Raw genomic sequence first — 19,577 nt, forward strand, 5'->3', positions numbered from 1 at the left:
GGGATCTGCCGCTCCGCTCAATGACCAGCTCCGCGCCAGCCCCCGTCGCTCACACCGGCCAGATCGGCCAAACCAACCGCCCGAGTCTACTTCACGCTGGATAGAAGTTGGGGGCAACGTCACGAGTAGCGGACGGGCAGCAACGCGCCCCATTCCTGCCGTTCAGGCTGCAACCAAGACTTCCCGAGAGCTGCCAGTCTGCTTACCCAACCCAGGCGGCGGCGACAGGGTGGTAGACTGGCAGGTTATGGACGAAATAGCTGAAAAGCTGTCGAGCCCCGCTATGCATTAGCGGGGCTCGCACGTTTACCAGCGGCTCAAACCAAGCAGCTTTTCACCAAGCGGTGTCAGCTTCGCTGCCGTCGCCTTGTGCTTCTCCCAGTCGCGCGGATCACCCGGAAAGGCATCGCGCTGCGGACGATCAAGCTCGCGCCAGAGCCGGATAAGCTTCTCCGCCCGGGTCTGCCTCGAAGGTCACTTTGCCGGCCATGTCGAACTCATAGACATCGTCACGGAAGCTGACCACGCCATTGCGGTTCGCCCAGGCGGAAATGTAGGTGGTGTGGATTTCTGGTGGATTGCTCACGTCCACATCCTTGCGCTCTCCGGTCGTGAACACTGTTTGGATCTCCGTAGCGCCCCAGTCGCCGTTGTCGCGCAGCACCCAGGCGACGAAATCCTGCACCTGGTCCACGCGCACGCAGCCAGAGGAATAGAAGCGGGCGTTATCGCCGAACAGGCCTTTGGTCGGCGTGTCGTGGAGATAGACTGCGTGGGGGTTGTGGAAGTTGATCTTCACGTTGCCCATCGAGTTCAGCGGCCCCGGATCCTGACGGAAGCTGTAATTCACCGCCTCCTCGGTTTGCCAATTGATCTGGCTGGGCTGCAGCTCGTTGCCACTGCCGTTGAAAATCCGGATCTTCTGCTCCGTCAGGTAGTTCGGATTTTCGTTCATGTACTTGATCAGGTCTCGGCGGATGATGGAAACCGGCACGTTCCAGTACGGGTTGAAGTTGATCTGGTGGATGCGGCTCTTGAGGATGGGGGTCTGCCGGTCAATTCGACCGACGACCGCGGTGTGCCGTCGCTGGACCATACCGCCTTCCACCACTTCGATGAATGCAGCAGGGATGTTGACCACCACGTAACGGTCGGCGAGCTCGGACGCCATATTCTGTACACGCAGAAGGTTCAACCGAAGCTGATGCAGGCGCGTTTCCGCCGGCACATTGAGGGCATACCAGGTTGCCTCGTCCACTTGCCCGCTGACTTGAAGACCATGGCGAGCCTGGAACCTGCGCAAGGCGGCATCGGTCGGAGCATCCATCACGTCGTCCACTCGCTCGACCATGGCCATGTCGGCTGACGACAGCAAGCGTCGCTTGAGCTGGATGACACCATCTCGTGCTACGCCAATGGTGACGCCGTATGTCGCCTGCGGCACCTGCTCCCAGCCGCCGCTGGCCACAAAAGGTTCGTATTGGGCGATCGCCATCTGCAGGTTGTTGGCGGTGTCGTAGCTCAGAATCGGTTCGACAGTGTCGATAGCTTGGATGGCGGCGGCGCTATTGGCCTCCTGCTCGGCATCGCTCAGCGAACGGTTCCGGTTCATCATATCCCAAAGGGACTGCGCCTGTGCTGGCTGCATCGTCGGGAAGGTGGCGGCTGCGGCGCCCATGGGCAATAGCCGGAGGAAATCTCGTCTTTTCATCGTTCTCATCCTGATTGGCGTTCGTTCACCGACGCACCCCGGGATACCGGCCTGGGTCGGTCGAGTTGCGGTCGCGGGTCAGGTGAAACGTGGAGGACGGAAGTGCTTGGATCGTCGAAGGCTGACTGGCAGATCCTCGTCCGCTGCCGGTGTGAACATTGGGGCTCGGCTGGTGTCATCAACAACCATCGCCACCGGCGCCACCATTCCGCATGCAACAGTGCAACAGCCCCTGCCGTGAAGCGTATGCTGCAATTCATGGTCCTCCGAGATGCCCTGTCGGATGTCTCCGAGGCTCGCAGCATCAGGATGATCGAGTGCCGTCGCCGGGTGCACCGACAGCACCATGGCCAAAATTCCGATCAGGACGGGAATGAGGCTGCGACGAAGTGTTGGTGTCATATCCAATGTGAACCGGAGCGGCAAAGAGCTTGCACGTTAGCCTACCGTCGAATTCGGCAACAATGCGGTTACGAGGGTTTGAAGACTAAACCGTGTCAGTGGACAATGCCCGCCTCAGTAAATGGTCCACGACCAGGCCCGCATCCTCGCTCGCGCCCATGACAAGACCTGATGCGCGGTTGCATTGCCATGGCAAGCCAGCAAAATAGAGCCCCTCCACCGGCGAAACGCCCTGATGGTGGAGGATCCCACCGCGTTCATCCAACGCGCCATCCACCTGGACAAAGGACCAATCAGGTTTGTATCCGATCGCCCAAATGATGGCCGCAGGCTCCAGCGTCGATCCATCCGCGAACCGGACAATACGGCCTTCCGCGCCGATGGCGCGAGGCCGTATCTCAATCCCGGCGGAGGTCAAATCGTCCAGGCCGCGCTGCCTGTTCGGAAAAGGATCTACGGCCCGCATGCGCTTGCCCAGGAAGGAACCGGTCGGGGCCCGGACGAGGCCGGTGACATCCAACCACCACCAAAGGCTTCGTCCTAAAATCCGTTCTGGCAGCAATTTTCTTGATCGCCCGGTCGAGATCAGGACAGGACGGCGCGGGACATTGAGGACCGCAACATCTCGGCCGCTCGCACCATCGCCGACGACGAGCAGAGGACCGCTGGGAAGTCGTTCGAAGTCGCCAAGCTCGTCGACGGCGAACTGGGGAATGGTGCACGTGGCTGCCCATGAAGGTTTTATCGGGTTCCGAAATCCGCCAGCGGCGATCACCACTGCATCGGCGATGATCGGATCAAAACCCTCGCCCGTGACCCGGAAGTCACCGGAGACATCCCGCTCTATCGAGGTTGTGGTGCAGCCGGATCGGACGGGTATGCGAAACTGTCGGGCGTAGGCCTCAAGGTAGTCGGCGAATTCGTCCTTGTCGGGATAGCCCCTCGGATCGCCGGGTATCGCCATGCCGCTCGGGGCGCTGTATTCGCGCGGGGTGAACAGCGTCAGGCCCGCGTACCGGCGCCGCCAGGAGTCTCCGGTGGTTTTCTGCGCATCCAGAACGGCAAAGCTGGTGCCAGCGTCCACCAGGAGGCGCCCTGCGGCGAGGCCCGCCTGACCACCCCCGACAACGACGACGTCCAGCTTTCTCATTCGATCAGGCGCCGAAGCTTCTGTAGACGCGTGTCAAAGGGCTCCTCGCCATCGAGCGTTCCGAAGAAGCTGCCTCCGGCATCGGCCAGGTGGACGCTGGCACTGTGTTCCATCGTGTAGTCTCCGCCCTCAAGCGGCACTTTCTCAAAGAAGATGTAGCGTGCCTTGGCCATGGCCGAGACGCTCTCAAGGGGGCCGGTCAAGCCGACGATGCGGTCATCGAAATAATCGACATAGTCCTTAATCGTGGCGACATCGTCACGTTCCGGGTCGATGCTGACGAAGACTGCCTGCAGCCGATCGGCATCGGGACCCAGCGCTTCGAGCAAGGCGGACATCTCTGAAAGGGTCGTGGGGCACACGTCAGGGCAATGGGTAAAGCCATAGAACCATGCCGAAGGCTTGCCGAGGAAATCGGCCTCGGTGACCTCATTTCCATCCTGATCAATCAGGGCGAAAGGTGTCGCGTACACCGCCGGGCCTGCATCGATAGGCGCATTGCGCGCTGAGAGAAAAAGATATGCCGCACCGGCTCCCGCGACCAGGACGAGCGCCCAGAGAACGATGCGAAGTACCCGAAGCGATTTCACTGCGCGTGATCCCCATGGCCCGGGGCCCTGGTCGTCGCGCGCTCCTCCACCTTGAACGTCACGTCGATCCGTCCCGCCTTTTCGAAGACCAGGGTGGCCGGAATTTCGTCACCGGCGACGTAGCGCTTGTCGGCCCGATGAACATGGCATGTGTGCCGTCCGAGCCGAGCCAGACCATTTCACCAGCGGGCAGTTCGATGCCATCGGTAAGAGGCGTCATCCTTGCGATGCCATCGGTCACGACCGACCTGTGCATTTCGACCTTTTCGGCGGCAGTGCTCTCGATCGCGACCAGGCGGTCGTCCTCGGCGCCCTGGTTGTGCAGCGATACATAGCCGCCAAGGACACGGGCGCTTGGGGGCGCCTCCTCGACCATTGGATGATCGATATAGATCGAGCCGGCATCGAAATCGTGCGCAATAGCCGCCGGCATGACCGCGAGAGTTGCGACAACGAGGAGAAGTTTTTTCATTCGGGAGCCTCCTGGGTGACCGAAGCGGAGGGCGCCGCAATGCGCGCGTCGTGGTTCCCGGCCAGTCGATCGATGATGCCCGGCGCGAAGGCGTAAACAATCAGGCCGAGCATGAGAAGCCACAGCGTCCATTGGAAGACGCGCAGCGGCAATGGACCTTTAGTCTGCATGAACTGCCTCGATCTTGAATGCGTCCCGTCGCCTCATGCGTTCGGACGTCCCTTCCAGGCCAGGAGCCGCATGGCGTTTGCGGTGACCAGCACCGTCGCCCCCGTGTCCGCGAGGATCGCGGGCCAGAGCCCAGTGATGCCGATGATCGTGGTAACAAGGAATACAGCCTTCAAGCCGAGTGCGAGCGTGATGTTCTGCCCGATATTGGCCATCGTGGCCTTGGAGAGGCCTATCATGTCGGCAATGTCGGTCACTCGGCCATGAAGAATGGCAGCGTCGGCTGTCTCGAGCGCCACGTCCGTGCCCCCGCCCATGGCAATTCCGATGTCGGCAGCGGCCAGCGCCGGCGCATCATTGATGCCGTCGCCGATCTTGGCGACAACCTTACCCTGACCCTGCAGCTCCCGGACAAACCGCTGCTTGTCCTCGGGCAACAGACCAGCGCGAACGTCCATGCCGAGGGTGGCGCCGATGGCCGTGGCCGTTCGTAAGTTGTCCCCCGTCAACATCACGGTATCGATGCCCGCCTCCCGAAGCGCGGCCAATCCTGCCTTGGCATCGGGACGCGGCTCGTCGCGGATGGCGAAGATGCCCGCAATCTGGTCGTTGGCGAGAAGCACTGAAACGGTCTTGCCTTCGTCATTGAAGGCTTCGATGCGGGTTCGCAGTTCGTCTGGCACCGATACGCGTTCAGAAGCGGCCTTGGGCGAGGCAAGGAATGCGGTCTCGCCTCCAACGCTGCCTGTGATGCCCTTGCCCGGGACCACCGTGATATCAAATGCAGGGGGAATCGGCGCTTTGTCTGCCTTTGCTCGAGCGAGGATGGCCAGGGCCAAGGGGTGGCTTGAACCAGTCTCAAGGGCTGCCGCCAGTGACAGCACCTGGCTCTCGCTGCGACCCACGCCAACAATGTCGGTTACTTTCGGTTTGCCCTCGGTCAGGGTTCCGGTCTTGTCCATTGCCACCAAGGTGATGGTGCGCAACTGCTCGAGCACGGCCCCGCCCTTGAGCAACAAGCCGCGACGGGCACCCGCTGAAAGGGCCGCCGCGATCGCAGCTGGCGTCGAGATCACCAGGGCACAGGGGCAACCGATCAGAAGGATCGCCAGCCCCTTGTATATCCACTCGCCCCAGGCCTGACCAAGCACCAGAGGGGGCAAGATCGCCACTAGCGCGCCGACAAGAAGGACACCTGGAGTGTAGTATTTGGAGAAGCGGTCGATGAACCGTTCCGTAGGCGCCTTGCTTTCCTGCGCTTCCTCGACCAGGGCAATTACCCGCGAAATGGTGTTGTCGGATGCCTTGGCCGTGACCTTGATGCGCAGGGCGGTATCGGTGTTGATGGTACCCGCGAAAACGATGTCACCCGGACCCTTGGTTTTGGGCACGCTCTCACCGGTGACCGGCGCCTCGTCGATTGCGCTGGTTCCCTCGACGATCTCACCGTCTGCCGGGATGCGGTCCCCCGGACGAACGAGCACGACCTGTTTGAGTTCGAGCCCCGCCGCTGGCACTTCCCTGACGTCGTCGCCGTCGACCAGCAAGGCCGTCTTGGGCACCAGATCGGCCAGTCCTTTGATACTGGCGCGCGCCCGGCTTGCCGCAACCCCCTCCAGCAATTCACCCACGAGGAACAATAGCACGACAGTCGCTGCCTCTTCCGTAGCGCCAATGATGACGGCGCCGATAGCGGCGATCGACATCAGAGTCTCGATGGAAAATGGCGAGCCACCCATGGCGCCGGCGACCGCCCGTCTGGCGATCGGAACCAGCCCGACGAGCAGGGCAACAAGGAACGCCCAGTGGCCGACTTCGGGCAGAAAGCGCCCGACAAGATAAGCGGCGACCAAAGCCCCACCGCATGCAAGCGTCAGCCTGGCCTTACGCGTGCGCCACCACGGTCCATCGTCGTCGTGGTCATGATCCCCGTCCATATGCACGCCTGCTGCGGCTTCTGGTGCCTTGGGGGCGGCGCCCGAGATAGGTGCGGTGGGGTAGCCGAGATTTCCGACTTTGGTGCAGATTTCCTGGAGGTCGACACCCGCAGCATGCCTGACGGTCATGGTGCCGTTCATCACGGAAACAGACACGTCCTCGACGCCGGCGATCCGGCGTGCTGCCGTGTCGACTTTGGAAGCACAGGCGGCGCAATCCATGCCTTCCACACGAAAGCGTGTCGAATTTGTTCCCGTGTCCATACTACCGACTCCTTGCAATCCTTGATTGTGGCGTACATCCTCCAGTGGCTATAGGAGCAAGCGAAAATGAGTCACGGCATCGCGATCGGCAAGGTTTCAGAGGGGAGCGGCGTAAAAATCCCCACGATCCGCTACTACGAACAGATCGGATTGTTGCCCGCACCACCGCGAACCGAAGGCGGCCGCCGCACCTATGATCACAAGGACATCGAGCGCCTGAGTTTTATCCGGCACTCGCGTGAGCTGGGCTTCGACATTGATCAGATCCAGACATTGCTTGCCCTTCAGGATCGGCCCGATCAATCCTGCGCCGACGCGGATGCAATTGCCAAGGCGCGCCTCGCCGAAGTCGCTCGCAAGATCGCAAGCCTGACTGCGCTGCAGGCAGAATTGAAGCGGATGGTCGAGGGCTGCAGTCATGGACGCGTCGAGACCTGCCGCGTCATCGAGATTCTTGCCGATCACGACAAGTGCAAACACCACCAGCAAGCAAACTGATGTCGAGGCGTTCCGCAGGCTTGCGACCAGCCGCACCATCGACGCGACGTTATCCCCAAGGCATATTGGAATGATGAAGGAACACCTCCTCCTGTCGGCGATATTCATCGGGGCAGTGCCTGCCGCGGCAACCCCGGCAATGCGCGTGACGATCACCGAAGGCGTTTATCTCGAGGGCGCCTGGCTTCGGGCCGCCGAGAGCGGCTCCGAGCTTTTCCTTGTCGTCAACAATACAAGTGACACGGCCATCGACCTGACGGGCATAGGCGTCGCCGGCATGGCGGGAAGGATCGTTTCGCCCGGTGGTTCTCGGGACTCGATCTCGATCCCCTTTCATGCCGAACTCTACATGACCGAAAAGGGATTGCGGGTGGCGGTGCCTGCGACGTTCCAGCCCGCTCAGACCATCCCCGTGACAATTGCCACGACCGGCGGCACGACCGCGACCGTAGAGGCAGTGGTTCTACGGGATGATGCCGAACTGCCCGATCACCACGACTATCAGCACTAACCGCTCAAAGCGCTGCCATCGTGGAGTAGACCCCTGCTGGACAGACGGCTGGATCCAAAGGACCAGGTGATGATCCGTTGGGCTTGAAGACGTAGCGACGCTCGCAAACGTCCCACGCTGGTGGGCGCCGGGTCGCATCGAACAGGTCGGTACCCACTTTCAAGTCGCGCCAGAACGGTGCGTGCGGACTGTCAGCATGCTGAGAGAAGTTCGCCTCAGTCATGCGGAACGGCAGAAGCTGGAGCTGAAACGAGGAATTGCCACCGCGGAAGGTCTCGCGAGCAAGCGCGTAGATTTCCTTGATCCCCTCGTCCGTCATGGCGTAGCAGCCGACCGACAGGCAATCCCCATGGATCATGAGATAGGTGCCCGTACGCCCCCACGCCTGGTCGAACTTGTTGGGAAAACCGACGTTGAAGGACAGCCAGTAAGATGACTTTGGGTTCATCAGCGCTGGCGTAACGTCGTAGAACCCCTCGGGCGACTGTAGATCGCCCTCCCGAATCTTTGGCCCCAGATCCCCGGACCATTTGCAGATCGGGTAAGTCTTGAACAACGCATAGTCCCCGGTATGCGTCCGCTTCCAGACCTCGAGTTCAGAGCTCTGCTTGTAAACGCGGATGACCATGGGCTCGGACGGCGATGAGCCGATCTCGGCCAGCCTGTCCAACACAGGCTTGCCGAGCGGAACATTGTGACGATTGTCGCCAACGAACTGGCTGCACGCTCCAGGAAGAAGGTCATCGTGACGAGGCAAAGGGCGCGTAGAGTGTTGCCGAGCATGCTGGTTGTCCAAGAAGCTTTCGGCAACCATAGACAATGGCCGTTACGTAAGGGTGACCCGGCGTCAGGCTTTTACTCTTCCCGGGCGACGATCTCGGGATCGTGATCGACCCTGCCAGCCAACTCCATCTCGATGGTAGCGTGTTCGATCTCGAACTCGTCATGCAACTCCCGTTTGAGCCGCTCCTTGAGTTCTGTCGCCTCGGCAAAGCCCATATCGTCCAACGCCAGGTGAACCTGAAGGGCGGTTTTGCCCTCGCTGATCTGCCAGACATGCAAGTGGTGCACATCAATGACCCCCTCCAGACCGCGAAGCTTTGCGACCACCCGGTCGTGCTCGAAACCCTTGGGCGCACTATCCATCAGCACCGTGATGGCCTCACGGATTTCGCGAGACCCGTGGATCAACACATAAATGGCGATGGCAGCGGTTACCGCCGGATCGATCCAGTAGACGTCTGGCCCCCAAACCATGATGGACACGCCGCTGATGATGACCGCGACCGTGGCCAGGGCATCGGCGATCATGTGAAGGAAGGTGCTGCGAACGTTGAGGCTGCCCAGATCCTTTCGCAGCACCCATGCTGCGGCGACGTCTTCGACGAAGGCAATGACGCCAACGATGATCACCGCTGTCGGAACGACTTCTGTGGGCTCAAGCAATCGGGCTCCCGCTTCATAAAGCAGATAAAGCCCGATGATGATGAGCGTCGTGAGATTGATCAGGGCGCCAACGGTCTCGGCTCGGGCATAGCCGAACGTTCGCTTTTCATTGGCGGCGCGGCGAGAGATGCGCCAGGCAATATAGGAAACCAGCACCGAAGCTGCGTCGGAGAAGTTGTGCGCGGCATCAGCAATGAGCGCGAGCGATCCGGACACCACGCCGCCCACGACCTCGGCAACCGTGATGCCCAGATTGAGGGCCAGCGCAATGAGAAGTCGCCGTCCACGGTCGGGCGATCGGTCAGCGCTGCCACCATGTGAATGCGCTATTGGACATCTCCTGATAGTTGGTTTCCTCCGCACCGTATTTCGGCCACCAAGGGCCCCTTGAGGGCGAATATCCGGGAGTTAAACAATGAACCGATCCCAATTCCCATAATGTTCCGTGCTCCTGCGCCCCCGCGGCAGAGCAAGTGCAATAAGCGCAAGACCGGCAACAATGCTCACGGAGCTACCAGCAGTCGTTCCTCCTTGAAGCAGAACCGGCGCCACAAGCAGCCAAAAACCAAAAAATGCGTTCAAGAAGCGAAGCGGGCGGGCGACTTCGGCCCATGCGATGATGGAGGTCGTCAGAATCAGCGCACCCACCAGATGGTCACTTCCTGCCATTGGCATGATATTGTCGAATAGGCCTGGGTTAAGCATCAGCATAGCGCCGATTCCCGCGCTGATTCCCAGCGTCCAAGGAACGGTGACGCCTCGAAGACCTTGTCGCAAGACCACCTTCGGGGTGGAATCGAAACTCATCTCGCCCCCGTTTGATGAGCCGGGAAGTGCGTCCCCCCGGAAGAAAGCACGCCAAAAGGGACGGCCTCGCCGCGTGTTCAGGACCATGAATTGGATCATGGCAATGATCTCGTCCAGGGAAAGCGGGATCATGATCAGCATCGCGAGCGCTGCCAGAAGACAAAGAGTGCAATAGGTGCCGATCATGATTGGCTGGATAATGATAAAGTAGATGCTGACCACGCCGAGAGGTCCGACCACGATCCCGAACAGCGCCACCATCCAGGGCATCGTGCGCCAGCGAAGACGGCTGCCCATTACGCCCATCAGAATCTCGAACATGTAGGTCATGGCACCCAGGCCGCCGTCCGCGATCGGCCATGCTTTTGATACGTCGGAGGTAATGATGTACTCGGTTCCGTTCAAAGCGTCCGGCGACGAGAAGAACGGCTCCCAGATCGTGTCTATGTGACCGAGTTGGTAGGCGGACAGGATGCGCGAGAGCATGAAGCCAATGACCCCGAGCGCAATGATCGGAAGACGCTGTACATAGGTCGATGGACAGTAGGTCCATCCAGGCGGGATGTCGCCATCGTCCATCATGCCTTCCCGGGACATGCCAGGCATCATGGGAATGAGGATGGTCAGTGCTATAATCAGCGCTCCTATCAAGGTGTCGTTGGCGTAGACGGCGGCATCGGGAGTCCAGAACACCAAGGGCGCGAACAATAGCCAGACGCCGAGCGCAGCGTTGGCCCACTGTGCCCATCCGTTGCCAAGGCGAAGAGACAGGATTCCGAAGAAGACGATTGCGGATCCAGTGAGCACATCGTTCCACGCAGTCAGCCAACTACGGGTTGCAGCGTCCCATAAGCCGCGGTCCTCGGTGACACGCTGGACGGCGGTGCCGAACTCCGTCTGTCCGAACGTACCGAATACCGATGGCGCCGTGGCGAGCCAGAGTCCAAGGGCGATGACCAGCCACTGCACCCACAGCATCGAAAAGTGCATCTTCCTCATATGGATTTCGTGCTGGTGCTGAATATTCTCCTCGTCCGCCACACTAGGTCGCTCTTTCGCGGCCTCACGGGCCACTGCCAAACGAACCTTCTCGGATGTGACCTTTGCAGCGTTCAAGCCATTCTCTCTGTACCAGATGTACGGGTCGTCTTTGAGATTGGCGAGGATTCGGGGCATGTCGGCGCGCAACGCATGCTTTGGCTTCCAGCCAAGTTCCTTGCGCGCCCGGGACAAGTCCAATTCATAGTGGTCGCTCGAAATGTCGACCATCCATGCGCGGATGAAGGCATCTTCGCCGAACATCCTGTTTTCGGCCCATGCCCCAATCTTGGCCAACTTTGGCGGCACGTTCCAGGTAATCCAATCCTCGCCATGGAGCTCGCGCCCGATCAGGCGTTGCAGGTCACCAAAAGCGATGGGATCTGCCTCGCCCAGAAGGACGGGGAAAGTCTCCGGAAGGCTGGCGCGCCGGTCAAGGACACGTTCCACCGCATCGAGAAAATCGTCTTGGTGCAGGAACGCCTGCCCTCGTTGCAAATCGCCCGGGTACACCTTGCCGGTAAGCCGCTTCTCGTAAATCCGGGCGATCTGGTGCGCGAGAAACGTTGAATGCACCTTCTCGTCGTAAATGCCGGCAGGACGAAGCAATACGTGATTCTCCTTGCCTTTCTCCTCGCTCAGCATCGCTTCTGTTCGAACTTTGGAAGCTCGGTAGGGCAGTTTCGCGTCTAACGGATCACCTTCCGATATCGGTTTGCCGGGCCGGGTTGGCCGGTGCGCGAGCATCGTCGAGGCGAACACGAATTGTTCGAGTTCGAATTCCTGCAGGCCTTTCAGAAGTCTTCGCGTTCCCTCGACGGTTACCGCCTCATACGCGGGGTCGTCCTCACCCGTCAGGTCAAAATAGGCCGCAAGGTGAATGCAGGATGCGATCCGATTGCCGTAAGCATAACGAACGCGCTGGAGGGCTTTATCGACGCTAGCTTGATCTGTGATGTCGAAGCACACGCATTCTGCCAGGTGGGGCGGATGAGGTGGTAAGTGACGATCAAGTCCCACGACCAGATATTTGTCGCTCAGAACTCGGGTAACCGCTGAACCGAGATATCCGCTTGATCCCGTTACCAAGACGACTGGTTTTTGGTTGTCTCCCACGGCTTATCCCACTGCTCATGTATCCCAACAATCCGCCGGCGACTTGATGGGAACATCGAGCTGCAGAACGGTCTAAGGCCAACGTCCAACCTCAAGCCGCGTTCCGTTTTCGCGGCGACCGGGGAAACATCGCCTTCCTGCAGCGGTGATATCGAGCTGAGGATGAGCCGGTGGCGCGGCATAACGCACTCGTTACCGAGAAGGGCTAAAACCTGCGCGGATGGTGAGTTATTCGAACTGCGTTGCGTCGCCCCGAGGAAAAGGTTTGCAGATGAAAAAATGGATTGTCCCCCTGGCCCTTGCGGCAGCAGTTCCCTTCTGGGGAAGCAATGCACATGCTGGCACTGCAGCAGTCGAGGTGTCCAAACTGTCCCATATCCATGGTGCGGCGTTCCTCACCGGACCTCAGTCTCGCCTCGCTCTGGCGACGCACAACGGCGTCTACTTGGTGGGCGAGGACGGCAAAGCCAAGCTTACTTCCGCGCCTGACGATTTTATGGGGTTCACCGCCGCTCCGGGCGGCCGGTTGTTCGCCAGCGGGCATCCGGCGTCCGGCGGCAATATCGGCGTCATCAGTTCTGCTGATGGCGGGACCACCTGGGCCCATGTCTCCGACGGCATCGGCGGACCGGTCGACTTCCACGCTATGTCGGTGAGCCCGGTGAATCCCAATCTGATTTATGGTCTGTATGGCGACGTTCAGATGAGCTCGGACGGAGGCAAGAGCTGGGTAGAGGGTGGCCCGGCTCCCGATCAGACCATCGATATCGCCGCCGGCCTGGCGGAGGGGCAACTGTTCGCAGGCACGGCTGACGGTCTGATGGAGAGCTCCGACCATGCCGCCTCGTGGTCGCGCATTGGACCGGCCGGAGTGCCCGTTACTGCCGTACATGTAGATAATGAGGGCTCGCTCTACGCCTTTTATGTTGGAACTGGCCTTCTCAGGCGCAGCGGAAACGGTACATGGGAGGAACTTCCGGTTCCAATCGGTGAAGATGCCATACTGCATCTCGCCACCGACCCGGCCAATAGAGACAACATGGTCGCCGTTACGCACAAAAGCGCCGTGCTCGCCAGTACGGACGGGGGCGAGAGCTGGTCGCCACTCGGGCTGTGAGCGGCAGCGGGGTCCTGCCGGCAGTGAGCCTCTCGCTGGTGCTTGCCGCCTGCAGCGCCTCAGACGATGTCGGAAAGGAGCTATATCTGGAGTACTGCTCCAGCTGTCACGGTGACAATTTGCAGGGCCAGCCAGACTGGATGCGCCGGTTGCCGAGCGGCCGGTTGCCAGCCCCACCGCATGATGCCAGCGGGCACACGTGGCACCACTCCGACAAGCAACTCCTTGCCGTAATACGCACGCGATGGTCTCGAGACCATGGCGCCCGGATACGAGACGGACATGCCAGCCTTTGCAGCTGTGCTCACGGACACCGAGATCATGGCGATCATCGACTACATCAAGAGCACATGGCCGGAGCGCGAGCGTGGCTACCAGGAGACGCTCAATGGGACGTCAGGCGAGTAGAGCCGACTAGTTGCCGCTGACGACTGATCGACGGCGCGAGAACTTCGCCCACCTATTTGCGCAAGTACTTCACCAAGGCAAAGACGGCCAGTACAAGCAGCAACAGGATGAGGATCCAAAAGATCCCCATGCCGAACATCATTCCGCCACCCATCATTCCATCAAACATGCCGCTGTCTCCGGTTTTCGCTCTGCTAGCAGCAGCCCGATTTGCGCTCTGGCTTCGAAATCTCCTGGACGAGATCCGCAGTTTCCTGATCGCTGGCGCCGCGGGCAACGTCCGCTTGGGCGACTATTCCGCAACACTTCCCGTTTTCATCTGTAACGATTGCCCTCCTGACCTGCCGCTCCTCCATCTTGTCGCAGCAGGCCGCCACGTCCTCATCCGGCGTCGTCGTCAAGACGTCTGTGGACATGACCTCAGAGACTGGGGTATCGACTCCCTTCCCCTGGGCTACGGCGCCGCAGCAGATATCACGATCGGTGACGATCCCCACTGGCTCTCCCATATCATTGACAACCGGTACGGACCCAACCGATTTCTCTGCCATGATTTGCGCAGCATCCCGAATGGTATCGGCGCGGCCGCAGCAGGCTGGGTTACGGCTCATGATTTCTTGAACTTGCATCGCTGTTCTCCTTAGGTTTGGACACCGGACGACCTATCTTTGGACCCCAAATGTCTCATTTTTCGGCTGGTTCCGAAGACCGATGAGGAGTGTTGGGAACTCCGCGATGAGATCGAGGACTCGATTATCGGCATGGGCAAGTTCTTTAGGCTCAGGGTCGTGGCCGAAGGCGTCGAGACCAAGGCGCATGCCGATCTGCTGCGCCGGTTGGGTTGGGATTTTCTTGAGGATTATGCGTTTGCCAGGCCCAGATCGGCAGAGAGCCTGCAAATCTGGTTGCGGGAGAGAGACAGTCAGGGCAACTAAGTCAAATTCTACAAGAAGACTTGAGAAAGTGGAGCGCACTTCATGCAGATCAAACTGACCAGCGCGGTGGCATCGGCTCGCCCCACCGTCTACGTCAATGTCGACCATATCATCTCGTTCTCGGACCAGGCTGGCGGCTGTCAGCTTCGGGTCACGGGCGGCAATAACGTCGTCGCGGTCAAGGAAACCGCCGAGGCGGTGGCCCGCCTAATCGACCACGCTGCACGTAGCCAAACCGAATGATGAAGGGGTGTTTTGCGCTCCCAGCACATGCACATAGCTGGTTGCGATAGAGAGCCTGCAGATCGCCTCATGCGCCGCCATATCGCATCCGCCCGTGTTGGGTTAGTTCCTGACGGTTCGCAGTCCTCGCCGCGCTTCTGCGAATCCATGTGCCAGGGCGCCCACCAAGCACGCGACGATAGTCAGCTTTCTCAAGTCGCTGACCAGCACCGGACTGACAACTATCGGCCCCGTTGAAGGCGCTGCCGAGGAGGGTTTTGGGGCAGGGGGTAGCTCTTCCGAGGCAGCACGGCGCCGACCGATGAACCGCTCGCCTTAATCGTTCTCCGATTGGCCGATGTTGGCCAAAGGAGAATGGAAAATGGGTATCTCACAATATGACCCCGCCGCCAGAGGTCGGCCGGCGTGGAACGCCGGTCGGCAAGTCGGCGCAAAGCGGGCGCTCAAGGTCCGGCAGATCTGGGCAATCAGGTTCTTCCTGGATCGGGAGGGGCGAATGCGCGACAGAGCACTGTTTGACCTGGCAATCGACAGCAAGCTGCGCGGCTGCGATCTAGTCAAGCTCAAGATCGGCACCCTTGTTTCCGGTCATGACATTCGCGCCCGGGCGATGGTGATCCAGCAGAAGACCAGTCGACCGGTGCAGTTCGAGATCACAACAGACGCCAGGGCGAGTTTGTTGGCGTGGCTCGAAAGGCGAGGAGGCTCGGTAGAGGATTTTGCCTTTCCTAGCAGAGCTGATCCAAACGATCATCTGAGCACCAGGCAATATGCCCGATTGGTGGATGAGTGGGTGACCGCCATCGGTCTTCGCAAGGAGGAGTATGGCACTCATTCGCTCCGGCGCACCAAGGCCTCGCTCATCTACAAGGCAACCGGCAATCTCCGCGCCGTGCAGATTCTTCTTGGTCATACCAAGATCGAGAACACGGTCCGATACCTGGGCGTCGACGTCGAAGACGCACTAGAACTGGCGGAGCATACAGAAGTCTGATGATCAGCGGCCCCACCGCTGGTGAGGCCGCAACGAGGGCGCCGCCTGACGCGATCCATAGTGGGAACGCAGCATGCGGACGGTCAGCAATCGCATGACAGCGGATAATTCAAGGAGCACATCCGGACCATCTTCGACGCGCCCCATTTCTGCCATTCAGGCCGTCATTCGGTTCGCCTGAGAGCAGTCGGTCGGCATTCTGCAGCCCCTACTCGCCGTAGCGTGGCGCTTCAATTGCTCGGCAACGATTTGCCAGCCCTCCTGCGATTTGCTCTCCACCAGCCCGCCCTATCAGAGCCCGACATGCTCGCAGACATCGCATCGGGTCTCTGGATTTGATGTGCAACCTCATCTTATCTGCCGCGCGCAACCGTGCTTGGTGAACCGACCGTTCTCTATAAGGATGAGCAGGTCCGGCTTTCCGACAAAGTACTGTTTCCCGTTGTCAAAATTCAGCACGTTCAACCCGGGGTCGTAGTGGAAAGTACGCTGCTTGCCGCTGCTATCGACATAGACTGATGGACCGGTGATTGCAAAGGTCCCGGTTATGGCCCCCTTGTTTCGACACACATAATCGCCCTCATTGTGCGGGCTTTTTTGAGCGAGTGCTGGAGCGGCGCAAGCAAGAGTAAGACAGACCGTGGCTACCAATGATTTCATCATCGTTATTCTGTTCCTAGGACAGGCGGGGACTGCCAGTTTGCAGACCCTTGTGCGACGTGGGGCGAACAAGTCTGACCGCCCCGCCTGATGTGCAATTAACTTGCTGCGAACACGATACCGCAGTTTTTAACACGGTTGACCTGTTCGATAGCCTGCATTTCCCCCTTCAACCGAGCGACTTCCGCTGCGTCGGCGCCGTCGCCTTTCATGAAGAACAGTGCCGGCCAGAACAGCACCACACCCACAGTCGTCATGGCCGCGTCCTGGCCACGATTTGACTCTTGCTTGCCATAGGCGGCCGCTGCCCGAGCCGATACACCTTCGGCCTCATTGCGCAGTTGCTGGCAAGACAGGTTTTCATAGAGCGTGGTGGACACATATGCAGGCGCGATGTCCTTGGGCGGCGTGGCACACGCAGCGAGCATTGAGACCGCGCCAAGCGCGATGACAGATTTATTCAACATGGATTGTCCCCCAAAGAAATGCGGGCAGATAAGCACCGCAAAAGGCTGACGGACAAGAGATTTGTTCACAATTCGTTAAGCATTGGGATTTCTCGCAATAACGGGTCAGCTCTTGCGGCTTCATCGGCCCCAAGTTCCGCGCATAGGTTTCATTGGTGGTCGTGCCATTCACTTAGCGGACTAGTTGTCGACTGCCCCGATCAATTCTGCGGATGGCTGGTTTGGCGGTAGAGGCGGACCATATTCGTTGTGCCGTTCGTCACCCAGTAGACGCGGCAAACCAGGTGCTGTGGGACGCCTGAGCGGAAGGTCTTTATGCCCAAGGCTTTCTCGGCCGCTTCCTCTGGAGAGTTGGCCTCGATGGAAGCCTCAGGCTCAATAACACCCCTACGCAAGTCAATAATGCGAAACTCTGGCAAACCGAATCCTCCACGACGGCGAAAGTTACCAGCCTTTGGGCATGACACCCTTCAACTTTGACATGTGAACGTGTTTGGCGCCTTGACTCGAACGCAGCCCCACGCATGAACATAATAAGAACATTGTTTCTGAACTCTCGACATGCCTGCCGATTCCCTCAAGCAGATGGGCTCAACGCCCCTTCGCTTTAAGTGCGATCCCTGTGGCCGAGAGGGGCAATATCGCGCTGATCGACTGGCTGAGCTTGTTGGCGATGTTGGTTGTGTGAAGCGATGGTGTTGCTGGCAAAGATCAGGCAGTGCCCCCGTGCCTTGAACCCGCCCTTGGTCAACAGCACCAACTACAATCAGGACAAATGCCAGATACGGCGGGATGTGCAGCCGCCTTCAATGCCGCCCACAGTGGGAAAGGCGATGCATGAGAAATGGCGGGGCTACATTCGGTGCGAGCGGCACCACCAGGGTTTGAAGGCGACCAAGCCGCGCGGCGTAGAGACGGAGCTTGATCTGCCCACACTTGTGGCGGCTCTTGGCTATGATTTCGAGATTGGCAGGCTCAAGGCGAAGCTATCGGCGCCGTGTTGTGGCAGCCGGAGCTTCGAGCTGACTTGGTACCGCCCTCAGTTGCCATGCTAGCAGGACCGTCACACCAAACAATCGATATGCTCGTTGCAATCCTTGGTGGCCGCGCGGATGTTTGGCCGAAATCTTAGTTCTCCGGAACCGGGTAGCCATGCTCGACCAGGACCGGATCGATATGTGCCCGCTTGCCTGGATAGACATCATGGACCTCGAGCAGCAAGGCCATTGCGGACTCAAACGCCGCCAGCGCGTTGTCCTTGTCGTGGCCGCGGTGGAAATCCCTGGCATGCGACCGAAGCGCGGCAGCGCACTGCCTGATGAAAGCATCGACCTCACGATCGGGCATGGCGTGCAAGGGCGGCTCGGGTGCTGAGCTCTCGTCTGGCTCCAGGCCGAGGGCCCCGAAGGAAATCGTGTTGGGAACCCGCACCATCAGTTCGCTTCCACCATTTCCCCGGCAATGGCTGCGTCGATTGCATCCTCGATTTCCACGAAGAGAGCAGCGGGGATTGTCCGGCGCTCAACGTCATTGATGGCTTCCGCAGCTTCGACCTTGATGACGAAGTTCCGCATCTTGTGGTCCGATCGGAGCGCGTAGCCGACATGGAACTCAACCAGACCATGGTCGCTCCAGAGATCGACCGTGAACGTCTGGATGTAAAGTTTGTACTGGTCGATCAAGTTCGCGCTGAGCTTGTCGATATAGGACTTCATGGCGCCGCCTCCCATGCTGGACCTGAGACTAGCCATTTAATCCCCGCCACGTCACGCCGGTTATCATCGTGGCTCAAACCAAGGAGGCAGGACATGACCAATCGGACGAAGAGGATCATCGTGCAAGTGCTGGCGGGGCTGGCAGTCGCGTCAGTCTCAGCGCTTGTGCTCTTACCCGTCGCGAACGCAAGTTTCGATCCAATTAAGGCGGTCGCGGGCGCAGTGCTGGCGTTGACATTTGCAGGATTGGCCGTGCTGGTGCATCGGTGAATGAGAGGCAGCAATGGGGTGGGAAGGGGACTGGCGGCTTTTGGGTGAACGTCTAGTAAAGCGGACAGCCATGTATAGCCTTCACTAGATGGCATCGCCGCGGCGAACACTGGAGAAGCATCTGCCATCCTCCTTTAGCTCAATCTGTAGCCCGGGCCTTGAGAGCCACTTCCAAAGGCCCTGCGAGATGCTAACTCGAGGTACTATGTAATATCCTCGTCCCGGGCCGTGTGGCGGCGCATGATCATCGACGGTGCGTATCCGAAAGGTCCCCGGCTTTTCCACCAACTGATCAAGGCCAAGCCGCGTGACGTATGGACAAATGAGCCCAGTCACCGGGTTTAGAAAAGAGCCACCTGCAAAGGCTGAGTTGTTCTCCACGACCCGGACAATCAGTGTAGCAAGCTCGTCGTCACTCGTGTGTTGAAAGTAAGCTGCCCCGAGTTCGTCAGCGACTACCAATAAGCACCCGAAGAGCGCGACTCCGACTACGACCGTTGCAAATTTCATTTCCCCAGCCCCCTGCCCAACAGTCGTTGGCTGCTTATAGTGGTTTTCAATCCGATCAGAAATGGCCGCAATGGGGTCGGTTGCCGACCGTCAACAACGGGGCGGTTAGCTGACTGACAGGTTCCGGGGGGCACGTCTCGGAAGCTGC

At 59.6% G+C, this 19,577-nt stretch carries 21 protein-coding genes and 1 pseudogene; 8 read left to right on the top strand and 14 right to left on the bottom strand.

Annotated elements, in window-relative coordinates; genetic code table 11:
- Positions 1-306 precede the first annotated feature (306 nt).
- The 7 genes and pseudogenes from ACXYMS_RS15960 to ACXYMS_RS15990 form a co-directional block, all read right to left on the bottom strand.
- Positions 307-453, bottom strand: a pseudogene (locus ACXYMS_RS15960) (phytanoyl-CoA dioxygenase family protein); the annotation flags it as partial.
- Positions 422-1,720 carry a L,D-transpeptidase family protein gene (locus tag ACXYMS_RS15965; RefSeq protein ID WP_458907818.1) on the bottom strand — a complete coding sequence of 433 codons (1,299 nt, stop codon included), beginning with the start codon at positions 1,718-1,720 and terminating at the stop codon, positions 422-424. The pseudogene ACXYMS_RS15960 and the gene ACXYMS_RS15965, both read right to left, overlap by 32 nt.
- A 478-nt stretch (positions 1,721-2,198) precedes the next feature.
- Positions 2,199-3,263: a flavin-containing monooxygenase gene (locus ACXYMS_RS15970; RefSeq protein WP_458907819.1), complete on the bottom strand. Its 1,065-nt coding sequence runs from the start codon at positions 3,261-3,263 to the stop codon at positions 2,199-2,201.
- The gene (locus tag ACXYMS_RS15975) at positions 3,260-3,853 is read right to left on the bottom strand and encodes an SCO family protein (protein ID WP_458907820.1); all 594 of its coding nucleotides are present in this window, start codon (positions 3,851-3,853) and stop codon (positions 3,260-3,262) included. Before ACXYMS_RS15975 ends, ACXYMS_RS15970 begins: the two co-directional genes overlap by 4 nt.
- A 58-nt stretch (positions 3,854-3,911) precedes the next feature.
- On the bottom strand, positions 3,912-4,325 hold the full coding sequence (locus ACXYMS_RS15980) for a copper chaperone PCu(A)C (RefSeq protein WP_458907821.1): 414 nt from the start codon (positions 4,323-4,325) through the stop codon (positions 3,912-3,914).
- Positions 4,322-4,495, bottom strand: a complete 174-nt coding sequence (locus tag ACXYMS_RS15985; RefSeq protein ID WP_157955922.1) for a hypothetical protein — start codon at positions 4,493-4,495, stop codon at positions 4,322-4,324. The genes ACXYMS_RS15980 and ACXYMS_RS15985 overlap by 4 nt, the downstream gene beginning before the upstream one ends.
- 33 nt (positions 4,496-4,528) lie before the next feature.
- Positions 4,529-6,694: a heavy metal translocating P-type ATPase gene (locus ACXYMS_RS15990; protein WP_458907822.1), complete on the bottom strand. Its 2,166-nt coding sequence runs from the start codon at positions 6,692-6,694 to the stop codon at positions 4,529-4,531.
- Between the two features lie 66 nt (positions 6,695-6,760).
- Here ACXYMS_RS15990 and ACXYMS_RS15995 point away from each other — a divergent pair, with 66 nt between their 5' ends.
- Entirely contained in the window at positions 6,761-7,192 is a 432-nt protein-coding gene (locus tag ACXYMS_RS15995) for a MerR family transcriptional regulator (protein WP_104894113.1), read from the top strand.
- Between the two features lie 70 nt (positions 7,193-7,262).
- Positions 7,263-7,703 (top strand): hypothetical protein, encoded by a 441-nt coding sequence (locus ACXYMS_RS16000; protein WP_458907823.1) that lies wholly within the window; start codon positions 7,263-7,265, stop codon positions 7,701-7,703.
- A 4-nt stretch (positions 7,704-7,707) separates the two neighbouring features.
- Here ACXYMS_RS16000 and ACXYMS_RS16005 read toward each other — a convergent pair whose 3' ends face one another.
- Genes ACXYMS_RS16005 through ACXYMS_RS16015 form a run of 3 tightly spaced genes read right to left on the bottom strand, consistent with a single transcriptional unit; the run spans position 7,708 to position 12,110 of the window.
- Positions 7,708-8,499 (bottom strand): hypothetical protein, encoded by a 792-nt coding sequence (locus tag ACXYMS_RS16005; RefSeq protein WP_458907824.1) that lies wholly within the window; start codon positions 8,497-8,499, stop codon positions 7,708-7,710.
- Positions 8,500-8,558: 59 nt separating this feature from the next.
- Positions 8,559-9,512, bottom strand: a complete 954-nt coding sequence (locus tag ACXYMS_RS16010; RefSeq protein WP_458907825.1) for a cation diffusion facilitator family transporter — start codon at positions 9,510-9,512, stop codon at positions 8,559-8,561.
- 45 nt (positions 9,513-9,557) lie between these two features.
- The gene (locus ACXYMS_RS16015; RefSeq protein WP_458907826.1) at positions 9,558-12,110 is read right to left on the bottom strand and encodes a vitamin K epoxide reductase family protein; all 2,553 of its coding nucleotides are present in this window, start codon (positions 12,108-12,110) and stop codon (positions 9,558-9,560) included.
- A 271-nt stretch (positions 12,111-12,381) separates the two neighbouring features.
- Here ACXYMS_RS16015 and ACXYMS_RS16020 point away from each other — a divergent pair, with 271 nt between their 5' ends.
- Both ACXYMS_RS16020 and ACXYMS_RS16025 read left to right on the top strand, forming a co-directional pair.
- Positions 12,382-13,227, top strand: a complete 846-nt coding sequence (locus ACXYMS_RS16020; protein ID WP_458907827.1) for a WD40/YVTN/BNR-like repeat-containing protein — start codon at positions 12,382-12,384, stop codon at positions 13,225-13,227.
- A 282-nt stretch (positions 13,228-13,509) separates the two neighbouring features.
- Positions 13,510-13,635: a c-type cytochrome gene (locus ACXYMS_RS16025; protein WP_458907828.1), complete on the top strand. Its 126-nt coding sequence runs from the start codon at positions 13,510-13,512 to the stop codon at positions 13,633-13,635.
- 194 nt (positions 13,636-13,829) lie between these two features.
- Here the strand turns inward: ACXYMS_RS16025 and ACXYMS_RS16030 are convergent, their stop codons facing one another.
- The gene (locus tag ACXYMS_RS16030) at positions 13,830-14,264 is read right to left on the bottom strand and encodes a CBS domain-containing protein (RefSeq protein WP_116589142.1); all 435 of its coding nucleotides are present in this window, start codon (positions 14,262-14,264) and stop codon (positions 13,830-13,832) included.
- 39 nt (positions 14,265-14,303) lie between these two features.
- On the opposite strand from ACXYMS_RS16030, the gene ACXYMS_RS16035 reads away from it, so the two are divergent.
- The 3 genes from ACXYMS_RS16035 (at position 14,304) to ACXYMS_RS16045 (ending at position 15,807) form a co-directional block, all read left to right on the top strand.
- Positions 14,304-14,570 (top strand): hypothetical protein, encoded by a 267-nt coding sequence (locus tag ACXYMS_RS16035; protein ID WP_458907829.1) that lies wholly within the window; start codon positions 14,304-14,306, stop codon positions 14,568-14,570.
- A gap of 42 nt (positions 14,571-14,612) precedes the next feature.
- A complete protein-coding gene (locus ACXYMS_RS16040; protein WP_116589143.1) occupies positions 14,613-14,813 on the top strand; it encodes a hypothetical protein in 201 nt (66 codons plus the stop codon).
- A 361-nt stretch (positions 14,814-15,174) separates the two neighbouring features.
- Positions 15,175-15,807, top strand: a complete 633-nt coding sequence (locus ACXYMS_RS16045; RefSeq protein WP_458908016.1) for a tyrosine-type recombinase/integrase — start codon at positions 15,175-15,177, stop codon at positions 15,805-15,807.
- Positions 15,808-16,565: 758 nt separating this feature from the next.
- On the opposite strand, the gene ACXYMS_RS16050 is transcribed toward ACXYMS_RS16045, so the two are convergent.
- The 3 genes from ACXYMS_RS16050 to ACXYMS_RS16060 form a co-directional block, all read right to left on the bottom strand.
- Positions 16,566-17,003, bottom strand: coding sequence for a hypothetical protein (locus ACXYMS_RS16050; protein WP_458907830.1), 438 nt, complete (start codon positions 17,001-17,003; stop codon positions 16,566-16,568).
- 1,059 nt (positions 17,004-18,062) lie between these two features.
- Positions 18,063-18,368: a hypothetical protein gene (locus ACXYMS_RS16055; protein ID WP_458907831.1), complete on the bottom strand. Its 306-nt coding sequence runs from the start codon at positions 18,366-18,368 to the stop codon at positions 18,063-18,065.
- Positions 18,368-18,685 (bottom strand): hypothetical protein, encoded by a 318-nt coding sequence (locus ACXYMS_RS16060; RefSeq protein ID WP_458907832.1) that lies wholly within the window; start codon positions 18,683-18,685, stop codon positions 18,368-18,370. The genes ACXYMS_RS16055 and ACXYMS_RS16060 overlap by 1 nt, the downstream gene beginning before the upstream one ends.
- A gap of 57 nt (positions 18,686-18,742) precedes the next feature.
- On the opposite strand from ACXYMS_RS16060, the gene ACXYMS_RS16065 reads away from it, so the two are divergent.
- Positions 18,743-18,919, top strand: coding sequence for a hypothetical protein (locus ACXYMS_RS16065; RefSeq protein ID WP_458907833.1), 177 nt, complete (start codon positions 18,743-18,745; stop codon positions 18,917-18,919).
- The last annotated feature ends 658 nt before the right edge of the window (positions 18,920-19,577 follow it).

The sequence above is a fragment of the Devosia sp. CAU 1758 genome (assembly GCF_054482695.1).

Coding starts and splice junctions, on each gene's coding strand:
- ACXYMS_RS15965 (WP_458907818.1), bottom strand. CDS start 1,720: ATGAGAACGATGAAAAGACGAGATTTCCTCCGGCTATTGCCCATGGGC.
- ACXYMS_RS15970 (WP_458907819.1), bottom strand. CDS start 3,263: ATGAGAAAGCTGGACGTCGTCGTTGTCGGGGGTGGTCAGGCGGGCCTC.
- ACXYMS_RS15980 (WP_458907821.1), bottom strand. CDS start 4,325: ATGAAAAAACTTCTCCTCGTTGTCGCAACTCTCGCGGTCATGCCGGCG.
- ACXYMS_RS15985 (WP_157955922.1), bottom strand. CDS start 4,495: ATGCAGACTAAAGGTCCATTGCCGCTGCGCGTCTTCCAATGGACGCTG.
- ACXYMS_RS15990 (WP_458907822.1), bottom strand. CDS start 6,694: ATGGACACGGGAACAAATTCGACACGCTTTCGTGTGGAAGGCATGGAT.
- ACXYMS_RS15995 (WP_104894113.1), top strand. CDS start 6,761: ATGAGTCACGGCATCGCGATCGGCAAGGTTTCAGAGGGGAGCGGCGTA.
- ACXYMS_RS16000 (WP_458907823.1), top strand. CDS start 7,263: ATGATGAAGGAACACCTCCTCCTGTCGGCGATATTCATCGGGGCAGTG.
- ACXYMS_RS16020 (WP_458907827.1), top strand. CDS start 12,382: ATGAAAAAATGGATTGTCCCCCTGGCCCTTGCGGCAGCAGTTCCCTTC.
- ACXYMS_RS16025 (WP_458907828.1), top strand. CDS start 13,510: ATGCCAGCCTTTGCAGCTGTGCTCACGGACACCGAGATCATGGCGATC.
- ACXYMS_RS16030 (WP_116589142.1), bottom strand. CDS start 14,264: ATGCAAGTTCAAGAAATCATGAGCCGTAACCCAGCCTGCTGCGGCCGC.
- ACXYMS_RS16040 (WP_116589143.1), top strand. CDS start 14,613: ATGCAGATCAAACTGACCAGCGCGGTGGCATCGGCTCGCCCCACCGTC.
- ACXYMS_RS16045 (WP_458908016.1), top strand. CDS start 15,175: ATGGGTATCTCACAATATGACCCCGCCGCCAGAGGTCGGCCGGCGTGG.
- ACXYMS_RS16055 (WP_458907831.1), bottom strand. CDS start 18,368: ATGGTGCGGGTTCCCAACACGATTTCCTTCGGGGCCCTCGGCCTGGAG.
- ACXYMS_RS16060 (WP_458907832.1), bottom strand. CDS start 18,685: ATGGCTAGTCTCAGGTCCAGCATGGGAGGCGGCGCCATGAAGTCCTAT.
- ACXYMS_RS16065 (WP_458907833.1), top strand. CDS start 18,743: ATGACCAATCGGACGAAGAGGATCATCGTGCAAGTGCTGGCGGGGCTG.